Source organism: Brevibacillus sp. RS1.1 (genome assembly GCF_013284365.1).
In the GTDB taxonomy this organism is placed as follows: domain Bacteria; phylum Bacillota; class Bacilli; order Brevibacillales; family Brevibacillaceae; genus Brevibacillus; species Brevibacillus brevis_D.
In genome coordinates, this window is the sequence record NZ_JABSVA010000007.1 from 88,026 (window position 1) to 108,192 (window position 20,167).

18 protein-coding genes are annotated in these 20,167 nt (G+C 48.2%); 5 read left to right on the forward strand and 13 right to left on the reverse strand.

Features of this window, described 5'->3' with window-relative positions; all coding sequences use genetic code 11:
- Window positions 1-145 precede the first annotated feature (145 nt).
- From HP570_RS21285 to HP570_RS21305, 5 genes are all read right to left on the reverse strand, one after another.
- Window positions 146-784: a LysE family translocator gene (locus tag HP570_RS21285; protein ID WP_173627049.1), complete on the reverse strand. Its 639-nt coding sequence runs from the start codon at window positions 782-784 to the stop codon at window positions 146-148.
- Between the two features lie 5 nt (window positions 785-789).
- Window positions 790-1,224: an Lrp/AsnC family transcriptional regulator gene (locus HP570_RS21290; RefSeq protein ID WP_048034169.1), complete on the reverse strand. Its 435-nt coding sequence runs from the start codon at window positions 1,222-1,224 to the stop codon at window positions 790-792.
- A 191-nt stretch (window positions 1,225-1,415) separates the two neighbouring features.
- Complete coding sequence (locus tag HP570_RS21295) at window positions 1,416-2,576, reverse strand: MFS transporter (RefSeq protein WP_173627050.1); 1,161 nt, start codon at window positions 2,574-2,576, stop codon at window positions 1,416-1,418.
- Window positions 2,566-3,402 (reverse strand): MerR family transcriptional regulator, encoded by an 837-nt coding sequence (locus HP570_RS21300; protein ID WP_173627164.1) that lies wholly within the window; start codon window positions 3,400-3,402, stop codon window positions 2,566-2,568. Before HP570_RS21300 ends, HP570_RS21295 begins: the two co-directional genes overlap by 11 nt.
- A gap of 132 nt (window positions 3,403-3,534) precedes the next feature.
- Complete coding sequence (locus HP570_RS21305) at window positions 3,535-5,016, reverse strand: DEAD/DEAH box helicase (protein ID WP_173627051.1); 1,482 nt, start codon at window positions 5,014-5,016, stop codon at window positions 3,535-3,537.
- Between the two features lie 319 nt (window positions 5,017-5,335).
- On the opposite strand from HP570_RS21305, the gene HP570_RS21310 reads away from it, so the two are divergent.
- On the forward strand, window positions 5,336-5,869 hold the full coding sequence (locus HP570_RS21310; RefSeq protein ID WP_173627052.1) for an RNA polymerase sigma factor: 534 nt from the start codon (window positions 5,336-5,338) through the stop codon (window positions 5,867-5,869).
- A complete protein-coding gene (locus HP570_RS21315; protein ID WP_173627053.1) occupies window positions 5,856-6,962 on the forward strand; it encodes a DUF4179 domain-containing protein in 1,107 nt (368 codons plus the stop codon). Before HP570_RS21310 ends, HP570_RS21315 begins: the two co-directional genes overlap by 14 nt.
- Window positions 6,963-7,019: 57 nt before the next feature.
- Here HP570_RS21315 and HP570_RS21320 read toward each other — a convergent pair whose 3' ends face one another.
- The 5 genes from HP570_RS21320 to HP570_RS21340 all read right to left on the reverse strand — a co-directional run bounded on the left by HP570_RS21320 (window position 7,020) and on the right by HP570_RS21340 (window position 13,255).
- A complete protein-coding gene (locus tag HP570_RS21320) occupies window positions 7,020-8,096 on the reverse strand; it encodes a M42 family metallopeptidase (protein WP_173627054.1) in 1,077 nt (358 codons plus the stop codon).
- Window positions 8,097-8,289: 193 nt separating this feature from the next.
- Window positions 8,290-9,726 (reverse strand): dipeptidase PepV, encoded by a 1,437-nt coding sequence (pepV, locus tag HP570_RS21325; protein WP_173627055.1) that lies wholly within the window; start codon window positions 9,724-9,726, stop codon window positions 8,290-8,292.
- Complete coding sequence (locus HP570_RS21330) at window positions 9,713-10,444, reverse strand: GTP pyrophosphokinase (protein WP_173627056.1); 732 nt, start codon at window positions 10,442-10,444, stop codon at window positions 9,713-9,715. The genes pepV and HP570_RS21330 overlap by 14 nt, the downstream gene beginning before the upstream one ends.
- Window positions 10,445-10,577: 133 nt before the next feature.
- On the reverse strand, window positions 10,578-12,659 hold the full coding sequence (locus HP570_RS21335; RefSeq protein ID WP_173627057.1) for a methyl-accepting chemotaxis protein: 2,082 nt from the start codon (window positions 12,657-12,659) through the stop codon (window positions 10,578-10,580).
- A gap of 122 nt (window positions 12,660-12,781) precedes the next feature.
- Window positions 12,782-13,255 (reverse strand): N-acetyltransferase, encoded by a 474-nt coding sequence (locus tag HP570_RS21340; RefSeq protein ID WP_007722846.1) that lies wholly within the window; start codon window positions 13,253-13,255, stop codon window positions 12,782-12,784.
- 200 nt (window positions 13,256-13,455) lie between these two features.
- Between HP570_RS21340 and HP570_RS21345 the strand changes: the two genes are divergently transcribed.
- Window positions 13,456-14,049, forward strand: a complete 594-nt coding sequence (locus tag HP570_RS21345) for a TetR/AcrR family transcriptional regulator (protein ID WP_007722843.1) — start codon at window positions 13,456-13,458, stop codon at window positions 14,047-14,049.
- A 38-nt stretch (window positions 14,050-14,087) separates the two neighbouring features.
- Here HP570_RS21345 and HP570_RS21350 read toward each other — a convergent pair whose 3' ends face one another.
- Genes HP570_RS21350 through HP570_RS21360 form a run of 3 tightly spaced genes read right to left on the reverse strand, consistent with a single transcriptional unit; the run spans window position 14,088 to window position 17,229 of the window.
- Entirely contained in the window at window positions 14,088-15,764 is a 1,677-nt protein-coding gene (locus HP570_RS21350; RefSeq protein WP_173627058.1) for a peptide ABC transporter substrate-binding protein, read from the reverse strand.
- Between the two features lie 3 nt (window positions 15,765-15,767).
- Complete coding sequence (locus HP570_RS21355) at window positions 15,768-15,941, reverse strand: hypothetical protein (RefSeq protein WP_172801887.1); 174 nt, start codon at window positions 15,939-15,941, stop codon at window positions 15,768-15,770.
- Complete coding sequence (locus HP570_RS21360; RefSeq protein ID WP_173627059.1) at window positions 15,901-17,229, reverse strand: ATP-binding protein; 1,329 nt, start codon at window positions 17,227-17,229, stop codon at window positions 15,901-15,903. The genes HP570_RS21355 and HP570_RS21360 overlap by 41 nt, the downstream gene beginning before the upstream one ends.
- A 181-nt stretch (window positions 17,230-17,410) precedes the next feature.
- Here HP570_RS21360 and HP570_RS21365 point away from each other — a divergent pair, with 181 nt between their 5' ends.
- Window positions 17,411-19,903, forward strand: a complete 2,493-nt coding sequence (locus tag HP570_RS21365) for a U32 family peptidase (protein WP_173627060.1) — start codon at window positions 17,411-17,413, stop codon at window positions 19,901-19,903.
- A gap of 31 nt (window positions 19,904-19,934) precedes the next feature.
- Window positions 19,935-20,165 (forward strand): DUF1128 domain-containing protein, encoded by a 231-nt coding sequence (locus tag HP570_RS21370; RefSeq protein ID WP_015892616.1) that lies wholly within the window; start codon window positions 19,935-19,937, stop codon window positions 20,163-20,165.
- Window positions 20,166-20,167 lie beyond the last annotated feature (2 nt).

Here is a 20,167-nt window from a genome sequence, read left to right on the forward strand (position 1 = left end):
TCTCCTCACACCCTGTACTATGGTACTTTTACAAGAAAGGGTTCTATCTTCCTATCTATTACCCAATTCACATGAGAGGAAAACACTATTTTCTATCGCAATTCCTGTATTCTATTAAAATTCGATACAGTCATTCCAAATTCCTTTAAAAAGGCCAGTATGGAGGCTTCAAACCGCTTTTTGCGAAAAGGACAATCGCAAACCCAATTAGAAAGACACCACTGAGGCCATGAGAAACGTTGAACCATCCTGGACGAAAAAAGCGAGCCAAATACGCGGCCAACAAAGCTACCAGCCCCAGAAACAAAAAAGTCGATAACAGACAGCCTGTCGCAAACAAGAACACCTCCGTTGAATGAACAAAAGTGCCAGATGCCAATAGTGAGCCAAATACTCCCGCCCAAAACAGAACAGTCAGAGGATTTGCGAGCGTCAGAAGCACGCCGTGCCAAAAGCTGCTTCGACCAGATGGAGCCTGCTGAACTGGTGCCTGTTCATGTTCTCCTCTTCCGTTTATGGCACGCAAGGTTTGAATCCCAAACCAAGTCAAAATCAGGGCTCCGATAATCAAAACCATCTGTTTGACCCAATGGATTTGTAACAGCAGCGACAATCCCCCGATCGCCCCTACCATATAAACCGCATCTGCGAGTGCAACACCCAGTACCATCATGAATGCATCCCGCAATCGCCGAGTCATCGAGCGATGCAACACCGCCAGACAAACCGGACCAACGGATAGCTGGAGCATCATCCCGAATAATAGACCGTGCCAGATCGCCATCAGGTTCACATCTCCTCTTTCATGGAAGACAGGACGATCATCGTATTCGTCTTGCTTACCCCTTCTACTTGCTTCAATGTTTCAGAGATGAATCGTTCCAGATCAGCCGTCCCTTTTACGGCTACCTTCAATACATAGTCGTAAGCTCCCGCAATATGATGGCATTCCAGCACACAGTCTGCCTGCATGACCGTTTCACGGAAGCCAGCGATATGCTCCGTTTTCTCGATTTGCACCATCACAAATGCAATCAGGTGAAGCCCTAGCTGCTCCCGATCCAGCTTTACCGTGAATTGCCTGATGAGTCCTGTATCCTCCAGCTTGCGTATTCGCTCGGAGACCGCAGGCACGGACAAATGAACCTGCTTGCTGATGTCGGAGCTGGTGATTCGGGCATTTTCCCGCAATAAGCGAAGGATTTGTTCATCAATCCGATCCATAGTGGTGCCCCTCCTTTTTATCATGATTATACCAATTCCTTCATAATAAAAAGGGATTTGACGCTATCACCGTATATTTTAAAGAGATAATATGTCTTAACTTTCATTTTTTCTGTCACACGAATGATCTTGGGGCGTATTCCTAAAATAATGCGGCCGAGAGAGACAAGAAGTTATCATACGCCATCTTCTTACGCTGATAGCTGCTCTTTCTTTGTGGAAAACAAGCGGATCGCGAGCAACAATGACAGCAACGCTATAACAAATCCGGACCAGCCCAGATGCTCCACAGAGGAGTTGCTGATCACCAGTCCCCCAACCCACGATCCCAAAGCGAAGCCAAATTGAATAAAGGATGTATTGATGCTAAGTGCGATATCTGGCGAACGGGGCACCTGGGTAACCAAATATAGCTGTTGGGCCGGAGACGTTGCCCAAGTGGCGAGCATCCACAGCATGATGATCACGATATACGTAGTGATTACTCCATCCATGACCGATAGCAAAAGCAGCATACCTGCCTGAAGAGAGAGTCCAAAATAAATCGTAAACTTCGGCCCTTTGCGATCTGCGATAATCCCTCCAATTTTTGACCCCATAAAACTGCAAATGCCTGCTAAAAACAGAATCCCGGAAATCTCGGAAGCCGAAAGCACGGCCCGGGTTAGCAAGAAAGGCGCAATATAGGTAAACAATGTGGAATAAGCGCCGATGTACAACAGCGTGATAACAACCGCAGTAAGAATCTTTCTATTTTTTATAACAGCTAGCTGTGCCCGCGGTGTTACAGCCTCCTGCGCTTTTATAGGCGGGACTTTTTTATAAATGACAAGCAACGGAACCAAGCCCAGCAGTCCAATAACAATAAACAGCAGTCTCCAACCAATCGCTTCGCTTAAAAAAGTGCCAACGGGAAGACCAAGTACAAGTGAGCTGCTCAATCCCATCAAAATGATGCCGATTGCTCGCCCACGATTGCCTTCTTCAACTAGCCGTGTAGATACCGCCATCGCAACAACAGTAGCAACTCCCCCACTGAGTCCTTGAATCATGCGTGTAACCAGCATCATCTCAAAGGAAGAACTCACATAAACCAGCCAGTTGCTCAAAATAAAAATGCCAAGCATCATAAGTAATAATTTTTTTCGGTCAAGATGGATCGTGGCAGCGATGACAATAGGAGCCCCTACTGCCGCAGAAAGGGCAAATGCAGTGACAAGCAATCCGGCAGACGACGTCGTGACACCCAGATCAGCTGCCACCGTTTGAATGATCCCGCTTATCAGATACTCCACTGTCCCAATCAGGAAAACTGCCAAAGCGAGAATATGGACAACCCCTTTATTCCCCATGCTCACTTTGCCCCCTTGCTACAATTGGAATCTGGATTTCTATGAGCTCAACTCCAGGTTCTTCTGATAAGGGAACATAGATTTCTCTGCCGGGCTGCTCATCTCGAATACAGTAACCATGCTGTTCAATCCACGTAGCCAGATCCAGGCAAGCTGATTCTTTCATGGTCGAATCCGAACGGAATAGTAACGTAGCCATTGTCTCGGCAGGCAAGAAGCTTCGTTCCATTTGCTCGGGCAGTTTGACAGATTCTGTTTTAATGCCATAGCCCACCCCAAAATCGAAAAGCTGATCCTTCGTTCCGGTTTCCTTCCATAGCACTGTTTTGGGACCAGTCAAGGATAACTTCAGGCTGACATCAAGCATGCTGTCGAACATATGAAACAGCCAAGGAATATCTTCTGCAGCACCCCGAGCCGAATAGGAGATCAAGTGCATAGCATCTACCTGCTTCAAAACCACCTCTTGCTCCTTCTCGATCCTTCCCTCCCGTTCTACAAGCTGCACTCGTTCTTTAATACGGGCAAGCTTTGCCATTTCCATCTCCAGCAGGGATTGGATTTCATTTTCTTTGAGCCTCAGCATGCCCCGAATTTGTTCGGCTGGTATATTCTCATGAAGCAATTGCGCGATCTGGTGCAAGGTGAACCCCAATTCTTTGAAGATGACAATTCGATTGATCTGCAGAAGCTGTTCGGCACAGTAATATCGGTACCCGGTCGTATCATCGATTTTTGCTGGTTTTAGAATCCCAATCTGATCATAATAGCGCAACGTTTGCAACGGAATTCGGCTCAGTCGGGAAAACTCGCTGATTTTGAACAATTCCACACCTTCTCTCTCATTACTTCGATCTGAGTATAAACCTTCTAGTCGGGTGTAAAGTCAAGAATCGAAAGGCGTTTCTACAAAAAAAACTGCCCAGATCCTTCTCGGATCTGGACAGGCTTTTCTATCTTATTTTCCCCGAGATTTCCCTTGGGATTGACTAAATGGTCTTCCACCCTTGGCAGAACGGGCTGCTCCACCTTTTCCTGCTTTTTTGGCATCGGCAGGCTTGGCAGATTTACCCGCTTTGCGTGCTGCAATCGCTTCAGCCTTCTTGCGGTTTTTCTCGTACTGCGTTTGCAGATCTCCCAGCTCACGCGCCATCTTCTTTTTGTAGCCTGGCTTTACCTTCGTCTTTTTCTTTATCGCTTCACGTACAGGAGAGAACTCTTTGTCTTTTTCCTTCTGTTGCTCTTTCGCCTGTTGCGCCCGCAGCTCAATGAAATGAGTTTCCCGTTCTTCTGCGCGCTGACGACGTCCGGCATCCAGATGGCGTCCTTCCTGCAAAATTCTTTCTTCGATCGAAGCCTTCGTCGCTTTGGCAAAGCGAGCTATCAAGTTTTTCTGACGAGGAGAAATAAGGGAGATCGCTTTTCCTTTTTGTCCTGCACGACCCGTACGACCAACGCGGTGAATGTAGCTGTCCACGTCATTCGGCAAATCGTAGTTGATGACGTGAGTTACACCTTCTACATCGAGTCCACGAGCCGCGATATCTGTCGCGATCAAGTATTGGAAACGAATTTCGCGGAATTGCTTCATCAGTTGCTCCCGCTTGTTTTGGGACAAATCACCGTACAGGGCTTTCGCCGAGAGGCCATTTTCCTGTAGGCGGGCTGTAAGCTGTTGCACACGTACTTGCGTATTGGCAAACACAATGGTCAAGAACGGCTGCTCTTGCTCCAGCACATCGACGAGAGCATCCGTCTTATCGCTTTGGTTCACTACATAGTAAAATTGTTCAATGCGCTCCACAGTCTTCTGCTTGCCCTCGATCTTGATATGCGGAGGCTGTTTCATGAAGCGGTGCGCCAGTTTTTTCACCAGATCAGGCATCGTAGCCGAGAACAACAGCACCTGACGCTGGGAAGGCGTGTGGACGATCACTTGCTCCACATCTTCCAAGAAGCCCATTTCCATCATTTTATCGGCTTCATCCAGCACTAATGTGGAGATACGTCCGAAATGGAGCGATCCGCGCTTCATATGATCCAGTACACGTCCTGGTGTTCCTACAACAACTTGAACCGTTTCTTTCAGCTTGCTCAGCTGTTTGTCGATATCCGTTCCACCGTGCAGGGAGAGTACATTCACATTCAGGTGTTTGCCCAGCTTTTCTACTTCTTTGGCAATCTGGATGGAAAGCTCACGCGTCGGAGTGAGGATGAGCGCTTGAATGTCGCGTTTTCCCTCATCCAATGCGTTGAGGATCGGCAGCATGAATGCAGCTGTTTTACCCGTACCTGTCTGAGCTTGTCCGATCAGATCTTTGCCTTCCATAATGAGAGGAATGGCTTCCTCTTGAATTTGTGTTGGTTCTTTATAATACAGGTCTTGAATCCCTTGCATCAGCTCCGGACGAAAACCAAAAGACGCAAACGATTTTGCCATAACTTCCACTTCCTTTCACAAGCGATCCGATTCGCCACACCATGACTGCATGGACAGTGGATGCGATAAAACCGGCTCTCATCAATCAAAATTCATCCTAGGCAGGTTGTTGCCCTTGCGAAATCCTATCCTACCTATACTAAAGGAGTCCTTTCGAAAAAACAACTAAACCGTTCAACTCCCGGGCATTTTTCTTCAAGACTCGCGACGATGAAGCAAGCCTCGCTAAAATTTTTGCTTACATCATGTGACCATGTATCGATCTCGCTGATCTAATTACTGTCCATGCGAAAAACCAACACAGAAAGGAGTGAGAAAGATGAATCTAACAGAACAGGTTCTCTTGGCAAAACGAGGAGATCGTGAAGCTTTTATCGCTGTTGTCAAACAAGTCGAGAGCTCCTTGTACCATACAGCTAAATCCATCCTGAAAAAGGAGGAAGATATTGCGGATGCTCTCCAGGAAACCATTTTGAAAGCTTTTAAATCTCTGCATTCACTTCGTGAGCCCCAATTTTTCAAGACATGGATATTCCGAATTTTGATCAATGAATGCAACAAGATCGTAGCAAATCGCTCCCGTAACGTTCTAATGGATGAATTCCCTATCCAATTGTCACTTTCACCGAAAGACGAACTTATTGACCTGCGGGACGCCGTTGAGAGATTGGATGAACAGCAGCGCCTTGTTATTGTGCTTCACTATTTTGAAGACATGCCTTTAAGACAAGTAGCAGAGATACTGGAAATTTCGGAGACCGCTGCAAAAATGCGACTCAGTCGGGCACGGAACAACTTGATGGAGAAATTACATACATTTCGGGAAGGGAAGATACATTATGGATCAATCTAAATTCGATGTAGAACTAAAGGAGTACAAACGTACAAAAGATTCGACGATGTCACCATTGGTACGGGCTCGATTGGATGCAACATACGCCGCTCTCCCGGAAATGTCTCGTGAACGAAAAGTCCAACGATTACGCAAAGCACCCTATGTTGCGGCCGCAGCAGTCATTCTAGGTGCAACTGTATTCACCTCCGGATTTATCTCGCCAGTCATGGCGCAATCGATTAAGCAGATCCCATTGGTGGGCAGTCTCTTTAGCTTCATCGAAGCGGACCTCGGCTTACGAGCTGCAGGCGAACAAGGTCTTTCTTCCAAGGTCAACAGAAGTATTTCTCACCAGGATATGAAACTCGAGGTAACAGAGACGGTCTTCGACGGAACACGCGCTGTCTACCTCCTCAATGTAACGGCTCCAAACCTGAAGGACGGCATGTTTGATACGGGAGGGGAGGTTGTCAAACTCAGTGACGCGATCGCAAATGTCACTTTTAGCATCGATGGAAAAGGGCAAGATGACCCAGGTAGTTTGGTAACAGGCGGCTTTTTCTACTCAGCTGGGGAATCTCACCCAAACTTTCTGGTCTTCGAAGAAATTTTGAAGACACCTGACCACAATTCTACTGGCAAGATTCCAGACTCTTTCCATGCGGAAGTGGTTGTTAAGCTTGCTGGTGTTGATGAAGCCTTCAAGCTGAACATTCCGTTCCAAAAAGCGACGGACAACACGATCCAACTTAAACCGAATGCTATTCAATCAAACGATGGGATTTCTTTCGAAGTATCCGAGGTCAATGTGACGCCAGTGACGACGCGCTTGTTGTATTCGGTCAAACTGGATGGCGAGACATCAGATAAGTCCATCAGAGCTGCCCTGTTTGACGACCAAGGTCGTCAACTGACATCCCTCCACGGAGAAGGGGAACGTAAGGATAACACTCTCACATTTGACGCCCGCTATGCTTCTGCACAAGGACAGCCGAAGTATTTCATAATCAAGCCTTTTGTCGTAAAAGATCATTTCGCTGAAACAGTCACAGATGATCAGTTTATTAAGGGTCTGGAAATAAAGGTAGACCTCCCCGAGAAGAACAAGTAACAAAACGAAAACCCTCCCCAATGCATTCATACATGGGGAGGGTTCTGCTTTCCTTGCCTATCTGTCGATCAATTGTTGAATCGTTTCCTTATCGAGCTTCTTGATAACAGCTGTCAGCAGTTGGGCAGCCTGCTCGAAATCGCTTTTGGACATAATCGCATTATGGCTGTGAATATACCGTGTCGCAAAGCCGACGACAATCGATGGGCAGCCAATTCCGCTTAAATGGAATTTCGCTGCATCTGTTCCACCTCCTGCGAGGGCATCCACCTGGATATTGATGCCAAGCTCGTCTGCTGTGTCGAATACGAGATCACGCAATCCGGTGTGTGGAATCATCGTAGCATCAAATAACATGACGAGCGGACCGTCTCCCACATTGCAGATCATCGGATACGATTCATTTCCAGGTGTGTCATACGCTAGTCCAACATCAACAGCAAAAGCAATATCCGGTTCAACCAGCCTCGCTATTGTGCCAGCACCACGAGTCCCTACTTCTTCCTGAACGGTTGCACCAGCGTATACCACATTCGGATGCTCTTCCGTCTGTAATCGTTTCAGTACCTCGATTGCCATCGCGCACCCCGCCCGATTATCGAGCGCCTTTGCGACCCACAGCTCTCCGTCATGCATCGTCGTAAAATTACTGTCAGGGACAATCCAGTCACCTGGGCGAACACCCATTTCCTTTGCATCCGCTTCATCTTTTGCCCCGATGTCGATGTACAACTCCTTGAGCTTCATGACTTTTTCCCGTTCTTCTTTTTCCAGCGCGTGTGGTGCCTTCGAACCAATGAGCCCCAGATACTCACCTTTGCGTGTCTTGACCTTCACACGATGCGAGAGCATATTGTGCGTCCACCATCCGCCAAGCTGGATGAAACGCAAGTACCCTTTTGGCGTGATATGTGTCACCATAAAGCCTACTTCATCCAAATGTCCCGCTAGCAAAATTTTCGGACCGTTTTCTGCACCCGTCTTCTTCCCGAGCACTCCACCCAGCCGATCCTTTACCAACTCATCGCAAAGAGGCTGCAAGTACTTCTCCATCTTTACTCTGACTTCGCGCTCGTGCCCAGGTACTCCGTCCGTTTCCGTCAAATCCTTGATCAATTTCGTAAGATCGTCCATCATTTATCTCCTTTTTGATACTGAATTCCCTTATTATTGTTTCCCCAACCGCTGTCCCGAATGCGCTCGAGTGCATCTTCATGCTGTCTCATTTGATTCAATTGCCTTCGCAGCATTTGCTAAGTTTTTTGTCTCGTCTAATTCAGCAAAAATAAAAACGGCTGGAGCTTGTGCCCAGCCGTTTGCCTATTTTCTACTTCGCTAATTCATAGATCGCTTGGGCGTAAATCGCTGTCGCCTTGATCAGGTCATCCACGAAAATATATTCATCTCGCTGGTGGGCACTGTCAGGTCGTCCTGGGAAAAGCGGTCCGAATGCTACCCCAACATCCAACGAACGGCCGTAGGTAGCGCCGCCAATTGCAATGATGCCAGCTTCCTCACCCGTTTGTTCTGTATACACGCGTTGCAGTGTCGTCACCAAAGGATGATTCGGGTCGACGCGGTGCGGTGTCAGATGCTCAGCCACTTCGAGCGTAAATGCTCCTTCACTGAATCGTTCTGCCAGAACGGCCGACCATTTTTCGAAGGCAACAGAATGTGGGTAACGGATATTCAGACGGAAAAGCGCATCCTGCTTTTCGTCATACTTGATCACACCTGTGTTCACTGTGAGCGCACCCATTTCTTCATCATTATGCGCGATGCCGATCGCTTCCCCATAATGCTGCTTGTGCAAATAACGATCAGCCAAGCCTACGAATACTGCTCCCCGTTCATCCAAGGACAAGGTGCGCAAAAAGTGAATGAGCTCGGTACCCGCGTTGACACCTTTGCTTGGGTCCATTCCGTGAACCGAGACGCCCTCCATGTGCAGCACGACGAGGCCATCCTGCTCCTCCGCCTTGCCTTTCAAGCCAGTCGCGTCCAAATGCTGACGATAATTTTGTGCAATCGCCTCACTATTCAAGCCGATTGGCACAAGCGTTGCTACAGCCTTGTCTGGAACCATGTTCATCCGCAAGCCAGCCTGCAAGGAAACGAGCTTTGCCTCCACATTTTCCGCAGCAGGTATTCCGAGGCTTTGGAAGGATTCATGCTTCTGGCGCAATGAAAGGTCAGTCAAGCCTTTTTCCGCATAAATCAGCGGGAAATCGGCATCTGGCGTAAAGCCCATCGTCGGCATTTCTTCCGTTTCAAAATACGTGTTCACACATTGCCAGCTCGATTCTTCATCCGTACCGAAAATAAAGCGCACGCGCTTCGACAGCGGCAATCCCAGCTCCATCACGATCTTCGCGGCGAAAATGGCCGCCATCGTCGGTCCCTTGTCATCAATCGCACCACGTGCCACCAGACGTCCATCCACGATCTCAGCCGCATACGGTGGTGTACTCCAGCCATCGCCTTCCGGTACGACATCGACATGGCTCAGAATGCCGATCAATTCCTCGCCTTGTCCGAATTCAGCGTGCCCTGCATACCCGCGGACGTCTTTTGTTGTCATGCCTGCCTTTTCGCATACGCCTAGCGCAAAGTCAAGCGCTTGCCGAATCCCTTCTCCGAAAGGGGCACCTTCCCGCGCGGAATCGGGGTCGAGTACGCTTTTTATTTGCAAAAATTGTTGCGTCGTCGCAATCAGTTCTTCTTTGCGTTTATTTGTTTCTTCCAGCCAATTAACGCTTGTCATTCTCTTCTCCAGTCCCTTCATTCATACTTCCTTCGTCCATTGCCGCATCGACGTCGAGATCCAGCTCCACCAACGATAATAATGACTCCATCGGCACTTCTTTTTTCGTAAACTCTGCTTGGGCGTCTTTAATTTCGTCCCGGATATTGTTCATTTCGCTATCCAGCTTGTAGGACGCCTTGGCAGCTTCGAACAATCTTTGCCGTATATCGGACGGGATAATTCCCTCGTATTTATAATTCAGCGAGTGCTCAATCGTCGCCCAAAAATTCATTCCCAATGTGCGAATCTGAATTTCTACCGGAATGGTCACTTGCCCACCCGCCATCATGATCGGATACTCTACAGCAAGGTGATAGCCGCGATAGCCGCTTTCTTTTGGGGTAGAGACATAATCCTTCTCCAAATACACACGCATGTCCCCGCGGTTGCGGATCATCTCTACGACAGCCGGTATATCATCAATAAACTGGCAAATGACACGGATGCCAGCGATATCGCGAATTTCCCAGCAAATATTATCATCAATAGGAAACTGCAAGCGGTTTGCCTTGTTGTAAATACTCGGGATCGATTTGAGCCTGCCCACCGCAAACTCAATCGGTGAATGCTCCTTGCGTTTGCGCAGCTCGTTACGGATATTTTTAATTTTGACTTTGATTTCTTCTACAGCTTGTTCGAACGGTAGCAGATATAGTTCCCAATCTAGTTTGTGCACGCTTACGTCCCTCCGGCTTGAAACTCTCCATCGTCCTTATCATTCAACATTTTGTGTGAGATATCCTTCCAAAATACAAAAAGAGACGGGAGAAAAGGCAGTTTTCACCGGCTTTTGCTCCGTCCCTTTTTTCTTAATTTTCGCGCGAGACAAAGGTTGCAAGGGAGCTTCTCAGCTCTTCTGCTAGAATAGCCAACTGATTCGCAGCATCTGCGATGAGCTCCATCGCTGCACTCTGCTCTTCTACCGCAGCCGAGATGCTCTGGACACCAGCAGCCGCTTGCATCGATGCGGACGATACTTCCCCAGCGACTACAGCTACTTGTTGGGCATCTGGCGCCATACGTTTGAAGGCTTCACTGACACCGTTAATTTCTTGCGACACTCCGAGGATGTTTTCCTCGATGTGCTGGAACATCTCTTGCGATTGATGGGCTGTCTTCATGCCACGGGCGGTTGTTTGAGCACCCTCGACCATTCTGGATACCGCTTCCTTCGTATCCTTTTGCACATCTCCAATCATGCCTACGATCTGCTGGGCAGCATGGTTGGTATCCTCCGCCAGTTTGCGCACTTCCCCTGCTACGACAGCGAATCCCTTGCCATGCTCTCCTGCTCTGGCCGCTTCAATCGCAGCATTTAAAGCGAGCAGATTGGTCTGGCGGGCTATTTCTGTAATGACAGCGATAATTCTCGAAATGTCCTTCGAGCGCCCTTCCAATACATGAATGACATCCGTTGCAGCTTCTACCGAACGATTGATTTCGTCCATGCTGTCCATCACATCTGCGATCGCGCGTCTGCCTGCGTGGGCATGCTGCTTCATTTCTTCCGCAGATACAGTCACTCGCTCTACATTTTCCGTTACTCCTTCCACATCCTTCGTCAAATCAACAGCCAGATTCAAGGTTTGTCCCATTTTCTCCACCTGGCTATCTGCAGAGGCAGCCACTTGATCAACGACGAGGACTATTTGCTGGCTGGAAGCAGCAATCTCACTGGTGTTTCCCTGAATATTTCGCACCGCCCCGGAAACGGAAGCAGCTGCCTGCTGAATCTGAAACAAGATTTTGCGCAATTGCTTCTGCATCGTAACGAGAGACCCAGCCAGTTCCCCTAATTCATCTTTTCGTTTTAATAGCTTGTCAGGAATCTCTCGTGAAAAATCACCATGACCGATCCGTTCTGCAACAGCAAGCATGCCCCGAAACGAGCGGCGAAGCCAGTTTGCTGTAAATAACGAGATGATGACGATGAGCATGAGGACGGCACCATTAAAAGCAATCATGGCATTCCGAATGCGGGTTGGACCCTCCAATATTTCGGTCATATTCCTCTCTGCCAAAATCGCCCACGTCTTCTTCCCCACTTTGACCTGATCGTAGGACACGAGCACTTGTTGTCCTAAGTAATCCATGCTCTCGACCGTTCCTTCTGATTGTTGGGTGAGCAAGACTTGATCGACGATGGGCGTATCTACTTTTTGCTGTAACAACGTATTGGGTCCACTGCCCAGTTGCGATCGCATGAGCTTGTCCGGACTACCAACCAAGTAAATCTTCCCGGTTTCCCCCAGCCCTTCTCGTTGGTTGAATATTCTTGAAATATAATCCATGGATACTTCGACTGCTATTTGCCCGATGATGTAGCCTCGTTCGTAGATCGGCGCTGCAATGTATACCCCTGGCGCCCCTCCGGATGGTTCGTAAATACCTAGATCTGACATTTCTGCGCTTTGGGTTTTCTGAACTTGCTGCACGGTCTGGCCAAGTACAGAGCCAGCGTGTGGGCCTGTCAGGAGATTGGTACCGAAATCGGCCTGTGGCTTTGTCTCGTACACGATGTCCCCTTGTGCATTTAACAGAAAGCCATTTACGAAGCCGTAGCGAGCGACCTCCATCTTCAATTCATTCGTATACCGGGCTTGCACTTCTTCATAAGCAGGTGATCCCAGGCCTTGCTGCCACACGTCCTCAAACGAAGAAAGGGCAGACATTACTGTTCCCGATGCAGCCAACGTATCCACGTTCCTGGCTCGCTCGCGAAAGTAATTTTCCACCTGTTCCTTGTTGCTTTGACGTAGTGCTTCCAGTGTAGCGGCACTTCCATTCAACAATTCCTGCTTGGATTCCTGATAAGCAAACACTCCCGCTGCTGTCAGCGGTACACTTCCTGCCAATAGTAGTACGAGCAGTATACGAGCGCCTAGTTTCATGGAAAAGCCCCCCATTTTTGCCAATCGGTTTTTCTGGTATACTAATAGAATATTATTTATATTTCTACTATTTATATGAATATAGTACCAGAAAAGGAAAAAGGAAGGCTAGACCAAATGTATCAGGCTGTTTCGAAAATCATAGCAATTTCGTCGCACATCGGCAGCTTGGAGCAGTTAATGCAATCCTTCCAGGCTTTTTGCGGCAGTGTTTCCTTGGCAACCACCCAAAACCCGCACTTTTCAAAAAACACTTGTTGATAGGTCAGCGCCAGTACACGCTTAATTCCCAAAAGGCGGCATTGCTCAACCAAATGAAGAACCAGATGTTTCCCAACGCCCATCCCCTTTGCTTTTTCCGAGATAGCCAAGGAGCGGATCTCCGCCAGGTCCTCCCACAAAATATGCAGGCCTGCGACACCTACGACCGAATCTCCGTCATGAGCGACAATAAAGGATTGCAAGTTTTCCAAGAAAGACAGCTTCGTACGTGGCAGCATCAAGCCTTGCTGTGCATATTCATTAACAATCTCCAACATGGCATCCACGTCTTTCATCGTAGCCTGACGTACTGCCAGCGCCTTTGCAACACCCATTTTACTCTCCTCCACCCCATGCATCGCGAGCCTGGTATGATTTAATATTTATTCATTATAGTATATAAATATACATTCGACCTTCGCAGAAGTCTATCCTTTTTTCACCTAAATTATGCTCAATTGCATGAACTATTCTTTTGTTAGGTAACCGTTGTGTTATAATCAAGCGTACGAGTTCATAGGGAGGTGCTACATACTTGACGACGAGACGGGAACGGAAAAAGCGCGAAACACGCGAAAAAATCTTCAATGCTGCCATCAAGCTTTTCAAAACACATGGCTTTGAAGCAACTACCATCGACATGATTTCCGAAGAAGCGGATGTTGCACGCGGTACGATCTTTCTGCATTTCACTTCAAAGGAAGCTATTCTTGCTAACTGGGGATACGAGCGTCTGCATGAAATCGAGGAGCGCCGGGAAGAGTGGGATTATGGTGACGAATGCAAGGCGAAGGTGCTGCGGATCTACAAGATCATGAATGAAGTCACCATCACCAATTTCGATTTCATCAAAGTCGTCGTAGAATCCTCGATGAAACATCGGAAAGTGCTTGAGAACGAAAAGAACATGTACTTTGAATTGCGCCAGCTGTTCGCCGACCTGATTGAAGAAGCGCAAGAAAAGAATCAATTGAAAAGTAAATTCAACCCACTTGTTGCTGCGAATATGTTGGAAAACATTTACTATAACGCTCTTTATGATTGGGTACGCAGCGAAGGCGCCTGGGCACTCGAAGAAATCATGGAAGAGAAGGTCTCTATCGTATTCGAAGGGCTGGTCGTGGAATAATCCGACTGACCAGCCCTTCGAATGTGACAACTTATGATTTATTCGAAATAGGCCCATTTGTACTGCGCGTATCCCAGACCTGAAATGACTACACCTTTTAACTTGGGATTCTGCGCATACACCGTAGACTTAAAGTAAAACGGAATAACTGGCATTTCATCCACCAAGATTTTCTCAGCCTCTTGCAAGATCGCTTTTCGTTTGGCAGCATCCTTCTCCTTGGCAGAAGCCGCCAATAGATCGGCATATTGACGATTCTCCCAACGAGTATGGTTGTTGCCTTCCTTCGTTCGGAATATTTCTAGGAAGTTGATCGGATCGTTGAAATCCCCCGTCCACCCCATCCGCGCTACTTGGTACTTCCCATTTTTCACGTTTTCATAGTAGACATTCCATTCCTGATTCTCCAGCTTGACATGCACACCCAAGTTCTTTTGCCACATGTCCTGTACAGCTTGCGCGATTTTGGTCTGTGCTTCCTCCGTATTATAGGACAGTGTAATTGGCGGGAGCTGGTCGACGCTAGCGTATCCTTCTTCCTTCATCCCTTCCGCCAATAGCTGCTTGGCTTTTTTCATGTCGTTGTCTGTAAATAAGCCTTGCTCGTTCTCAGCAAACATCGTAGGCGGCACTACGGCTGTCGCAACCAATTCCCCTCCCTGCGTGATGTTCTCGACGATGTCTTTCCGGTTGATCGCGTATGAAAAGGCTTGGCGAATTTTTTTGTTGTGGAAAGGCTTTTGCTCTGTGTTGAATTCATACCAATACGTTCCGGCTTTTGGCGTGATCACCAGCAATCCTTTTTCCTTCAAGGTCGGCATCGCGTCTAGCGGAAGATTGCCAGCCGGGGCACCTGCCCAATCGAGATCGCCGCTCTCCAGCATGGACAGCTCTGTATTCGCGTCATTGATCATATTCATTTCGATTTTCGTCAGCTTGACAGCGTCTGCGTCCCAATAATGCTCATTTTTCGTCAGCGTTAGCTTGTTTTTATGCTCCCACGCAGCGAGTTTGAACGGTCCATTCGAGGTGTAGGCTGGTCCTGCTTCCTTCGCCCAGTCCGGATTGTCTTTCACCACTTTCGTATTTAGCGGAAAGTAGCTGTAAAAGGCTGTCAGCTCCAGAAAAAACGGCGTCGGGTTTTCCAGTTGGACGACCAGTGTCTTGTCATCTGTTGCCTTGACCCCGATCTCTTCGGGCTTCGCTTTGCCAGCAAAGGCCGCCTCTGCATTTTTTACATAAAACAGCTGGTAGGCATACTGGGAGCCGTTTTTGGAATCGAGTGCCCATTTCCAAGCGTTTTCAAAATCGTGCGCAGTTACGGGATCGCCGTTCGACCACTTCGCATTGTCGCGAATCGTGAAGGTGTACGTCAACAAATCGTCTGATGCCTTGATTTCCTGGGCCATCGCGGGCTGAGGAATGCCCTTGTCGTCAATGCGAGTTAGCCCCTCAAACGTTTGAAAAATAACATTGGATGACCAAACATCCGAAATGAGTCCGGGATGAAGAGAGAGCGGTTCTGTAAAGTTATTCAGTCTGAGTATTTGTTCGGGTTGCGCCGATGCATTAGCTGGTGTAGCTTCATTCGTTGGTTGTGTGACAGGCTTTGCTGCTTCCTGTGGTTGTCCGCATGCAGCAAGCGCTAAAGCCAAACCTGCTGCGAAAAAAGCTTTTCCTGTTTTTTGCCACCATCTGTTTGCGGATCGTCTCATGGTCTATTCCCCTTCGCTCGAGAGCCTTTGCTGTTCTTCACGCTGCTGCCATTCTTTCAGCTCGCTTTTGATTTGATAGAGTTCTGCACGTGTTTCGAGCTTGAACGCTTTTAATTCACTTCTGATGACAGCCAGCTCATGTAAGAGTCGCTCCCACACCTCTTGATCTTTGTCCATGTTCCTCTCCTTTTCCGGTCAAATACACTGCAGGCAGTTGAATCGTCACCTGCGTTCCATGCCCGTGTTGACTCTGAAAGTGGATCGTCCCTTGCATCGCCTCGATGATCCGGCAGGTTACCATCAAACCGAGACCTGTCCCTTTTTCCTTTGTAGAATAAAAAGGTAGCCCTATCTGTTCAATCTGCTCTGGCGTCATCCCCTCTCCCTCATCTATGATGGAAATCACATGATACTTCCCGGCTGCTCGTACGGTGACGTGCAGCATGCCACCTTGTCCCATCGATTCGATACCGTTTTTCATCAGATTCATCAATGCTTGCTTGAGCTTAACGGCGTTGCTCTCAACGAATAGGCCCGGCTCGGTCTCACAGGTGATTTCCACTCGATTCATGACGCTGTAGGAGGACATGATAGCCGCGACTTCTTTCACGGTATGCGCAATTTCCAGTCGCTCCAGCGTCTCAGAATGAGGCTTGGCCAGATTTAAATAGTCAGAAATGATAAATTCAGCCCGATCGAGTTCATTTAAGACCAATCGGATATATTCAACGTTTTTCGGATTCGTCTCCTCACGCAACAATTGGACAAAGCCTCGTACCACCGTGAGTGGGTTGCGCACTTCGTGGGCGACACTGGCTGCCAGCTCGCTGATCAGGTTCAGCTTTTCTGAGCGTTCGACCTGCTTGCGGATAATATGAGATTCTCGAATAAACTCGATGAAGTAAACGGCTGCACCTTGTACGATCAAAGCGAGGTAGCCGATTTCCACCAGCGGCTCCAGATAATTGTTAATGATGGACAACGGAAATCCTCTCCAGATCAAAACAACCATCCCTCCACCGATGATGGATAGCTGCTTTAAGCATCCGATCAAGAGAACGAGCCCAAGTTTCTTTCGTAAAGAGTAGCCATACCAACGATTCACCAATAAAAACGGAATGATCGCATAAACCATCGTTCCAAGGATCGTTACGAGTACGCCATCGCTACCTAAAACGATCCTTACGATAAACATCACCAAAATCGTCAAAATGCCCGGGATATACCCAGCGTATAAAATGGTAATAATGATCGGTATCGAGCGTAAATCGTACTCCATACCATTACTGAGTTGTACGGGAAAGCTCATCGCAAAAATAACACTGATCGAGCTACAAACGATAACCATTGATGATTTGATGCTCATCTTGTTCGAGGTTGATCGCCCCACCCAAACATTTCTATACAGCAAAACAGGGACGATAACGAACAGTAACTGTAGCAAAATGTCTTTGATGATTAACATATATCGGTTCCCCTGGCTCTTAGAATATTTCGATTTTTCTTACAGAATAACATTACAGGTGTCTTTCTGGAAGGCACATTTTCAACATCTGGCAGAAAGGATGTTTTTGTTGCGGTGACCAGCACATTTCCCTATGATGAAGAAGAGCTTGTTTGAAGACCTTGGAGGTAATGACATACACATGCGAAATGGTATAAAACGTGAAGATATCGAGCTGTTGGCACCTGCCGGTAACTGGGACTGTTTGAAAGCAGCCGTGGCCAACGGAGCCAATGCCATCTTTTTTGGGGTAGAAAAGTTCAACGCGCGTGCTCGTGCTGAGAACTTCCAAATGGCGGAACTGCCTGAGATTATGGCTTATTTGCACATGTACGGGGTAAAGGGCTTCCTTACCTTTAATATTCTCGTATTTGAAAATGAACTAGAGGATGCACGCGAGCTGATTGACGCCTGTATTCACGCTGGAGTAGACGCTGTGATCGTACAGGACCTCGGTCTCGTAAAGATGATCCGCGAGATATCTCCAGACTTCCCGATTCACGGCTCTACACAAATGACGATTACTTCGCCGGAAGCGGTGGAGTTCACGAAGCCGTTTGATATGGAACGCGTCGTACTCGGCCGTGAAAATTCATTAAAAGAGATCAAAAAAATCGGTGAAAAAGCAAAGCTGCCGATGGAAGTATTCGTTCACGGTGCCTTGTGCGTTTCTTATTCGGGACAATGTCTGACCTCGGAGATGTGGGGTGGACGCTCGGCAAACCGCGGGGAGTGTGCCCAAGCCTGTCGCTTGCCGTATGACCTGATGGTAGACGGTGTGCAAAAGGAAATGGGGAACATCGCTTACGTGCTGTCTCCAAAAGACTTGGCTGCTATCGATTTGGTTCCTGAGCTGATCGAGGCTGGCGTGACTTCCTTTAAAATTGAAGGCCGCCTGAAAACACCTGAATACGTGGCAAACGTCGTGAGTAAATACAATGCCGCCATCGAGCGTTATTTTGCCGGACAAGATACAGGACCAACCGAGGTAGAAGTACGCGAGCTGCAACAAAGCTTCTCTCGCGGATTTACACACGGATTTTTGACCGGGACAAACAACAAGCAGCTCGTAGATGGTTCGTTCCCGAAAAGCCGCGGTGTGTTTTTGGGAACCGTGAAAAAACTGCTTCCTACAGGCATTTTGGTGGACATCACTTCTCCTGTCAAACGCGGAGACGGAATCGTGTTCGACGCGGGTGACCCCACGCAAAAAGAAGAAGGCGGTCGCATCTACGATATTTTGAGCCGTAGTAAAAAGGTTGAAGGCGAAGTTTCCAAAGGCATGTACGAAATCGTCATGGGACGCAATGACGTGAATCTGAAGCGTCTTCATGTCGGTGACCGCGTATGGAAGACGAGCGATCCTGAGCTGGATCGTCGCCTGCGCAAAACGTTCGAGACGGAAAAGCCTTATCGTACCTTCCCGCTTTCTGTTCACGTGAGCGGAAAGCTGGGTGAAAAGCTCAGTGTCACTTGGGTAGATAAACAAGCGAATCACGCTGTCAGTGTTCCTTCTGAGGTATTACTGGAAACTGCTTTGAAGCGTCCTCTGACAGCTGAGTTGCTGCATGATCAATTAAGCCGTCTGGGCGGAACCGTTTTCCACCTGGAAGCTCACGATCTGACTGTCGATCTCGAAGGGGATCTCATCGTACCTGTCAGTGAGTTGAACCGGATGCGTCGTGACGCGGTTGAACAGCTCGTGTTCCTGCGCTCCAAGCCGCCGATTTACCACCATCACGATATCAATGTATACGCGGATGCCCCGAAGAGCCAGCCAGTGGAAAAGCCACTCCTGACAGCGCTGTGCCGCTCGCTTGAGCAATTGGAGGCTGCCGCGCAAACGGATGTGGACTTCCTCTACGCTGACTTTGAATTCGTCAAGCAGTATCCAGAGGGTGTCAAGCTGGCCCATAAGTACGGGAAAAAGATCGGGATTGCTACGATGCGCATTCATATGCCGGATGAAAACGGTGTCCTTGCCCTGATCGCGAAAAGCAAACCAGACGCTATTCTGGTGCGCAATACGGGCGCACTCTATTACTACTTGTCCCGTCGTGACGAAATCGACATTCCACTGATTGGCGATTTCTCCTTGAATGTCGCGAACCACAAGGCAGTTGAACTGTTCCTTGCAACAGGTCTTGAGCGCGTCACGCCATCGTACGATCTGAACATCCAGCAAATGGTTGATATGCTCAGCCGCTCAAACGCTGCGAACATGGAGCTGGTTATCCACCAGCACATGCCGATGTTCCACACCGAACACTGCGTTTACTGCACATTCATGAGTGAAGGTACTGACCATACTAATTGCGGAACTCCATGTGAGACCTCCCGCATTTCTTTGAAAGACCGCGTCGGTTTTTCTCACCCTGTACGTGTGGATACCGGTTGCCGCAATACCGTTTATAACGCGATTGACCAGTCCGGTGCTGAATACTTGAGCGAGTTCCGCTCCCTGAATGTCGGTAGCTATCGCATCGAGTTTTTGGAAGAAGAACCAGAGCGCGTGAAAGAGGTAATCAGTCTGTATCGCAAGGCATTGCGCGGAGAAGTTAGCGGTACACACGTATGGCGTACCCTAAAGGCAACCAACCAGTTGGGCGTCACACGTGGGCAACTGACGAAATAAATACCAGATTTGTAGAGAGGAGAGAGAAAGTATGGCTGACCTGAATCAACCGACTGTAGAAAACTTGGCCATTATCATTGAGGGCATCAAAGCAAAGCTGAACATGGCGAATACAGCAGTGATGCGCCCGGAGGACTTCGATCTCGTTCATTACGAGGATTTGCTGTACCTGTACAACATGGTGCAGAAAAAAGCAGCGTTTGGCATCAATGAAATGACCGCCATCGTTGAAGAGCTGGGTGCGATGAGAAAGCAATCCTAGTT

What these genes read in the sequence shown, in the direction of transcription:
- HP570_RS21340 (WP_007722846.1), bottom strand. Translation starts at nt 13,255, where the DNA reads ATGGGTGTTGCAAAGGCGCTGGCAGTACGTCAGGCTACGATGAAAGAC.
- HP570_RS21350 (WP_173627058.1), bottom strand. Translation starts at nt 15,764, where the DNA reads ATGAGACGATCCGCAAACAGATGGTGGCAAAAAACAGGAAAAGCTTTT.
- HP570_RS21290 (WP_048034169.1), bottom strand. Translation starts at nt 1,224, where the DNA reads ATGGATCGGATTGATGAACAAATCCTTCGCTTATTGCGGGAAAATGCC.
- HP570_RS21335 (WP_173627057.1), bottom strand. Translation starts at nt 12,659, where the DNA reads ATGAAACTAGGCGCTCGTATACTGCTCGTACTACTATTGGCAGGAAGT.
- HP570_RS21305 (WP_173627051.1), bottom strand. Translation starts at nt 5,016, where the DNA reads ATGGCAAAATCGTTTGCGTCTTTTGGTTTTCGTCCGGAGCTGATGCAA.
- HP570_RS21320 (WP_173627054.1), bottom strand. Translation starts at nt 8,096, where the DNA reads ATGGACGATCTTACGAAATTGATCAAGGATTTGACGGAAACGGACGGA.
- HP570_RS21310 (WP_173627052.1), top strand. Translation starts at nt 5,336, where the DNA reads ATGAATCTAACAGAACAGGTTCTCTTGGCAAAACGAGGAGATCGTGAA.
- HP570_RS21360 (WP_173627059.1), bottom strand. Translation starts at nt 17,229, where the DNA reads ATGTTAATCATCAAAGACATTTTGCTACAGTTACTGTTCGTTATCGTC.
- pepV (WP_173627055.1), bottom strand. Translation starts at nt 9,726, where the DNA reads ATGACAAGCGTTAATTGGCTGGAAGAAACAAATAAACGCAAAGAAGAA.
- HP570_RS21365 (WP_173627060.1), top strand. Translation starts at nt 17,411, where the DNA reads ATGCGAAATGGTATAAAACGTGAAGATATCGAGCTGTTGGCACCTGCC.
- HP570_RS21295 (WP_173627050.1), bottom strand. Translation starts at nt 2,576, where the DNA reads ATGGGGAATAAAGGGGTTGTCCATATTCTCGCTTTGGCAGTTTTCCTG.
- HP570_RS21315 (WP_173627053.1), top strand. Translation starts at nt 5,856, where the DNA reads ATGGATCAATCTAAATTCGATGTAGAACTAAAGGAGTACAAACGTACA.
- HP570_RS21285 (WP_173627049.1), bottom strand. Translation starts at nt 784, where the DNA reads ATGGCGATCTGGCACGGTCTATTATTCGGGATGATGCTCCAGCTATCC.
- HP570_RS21370 (WP_015892616.1), top strand. Translation starts at nt 19,935, where the DNA reads ATGGCTGACCTGAATCAACCGACTGTAGAAAACTTGGCCATTATCATT.
- HP570_RS21355 (WP_172801887.1), bottom strand. Translation starts at nt 15,941, where the DNA reads ATGGACAAAGATCAAGAGGTGTGGGAGCGACTCTTACATGAGCTGGCT.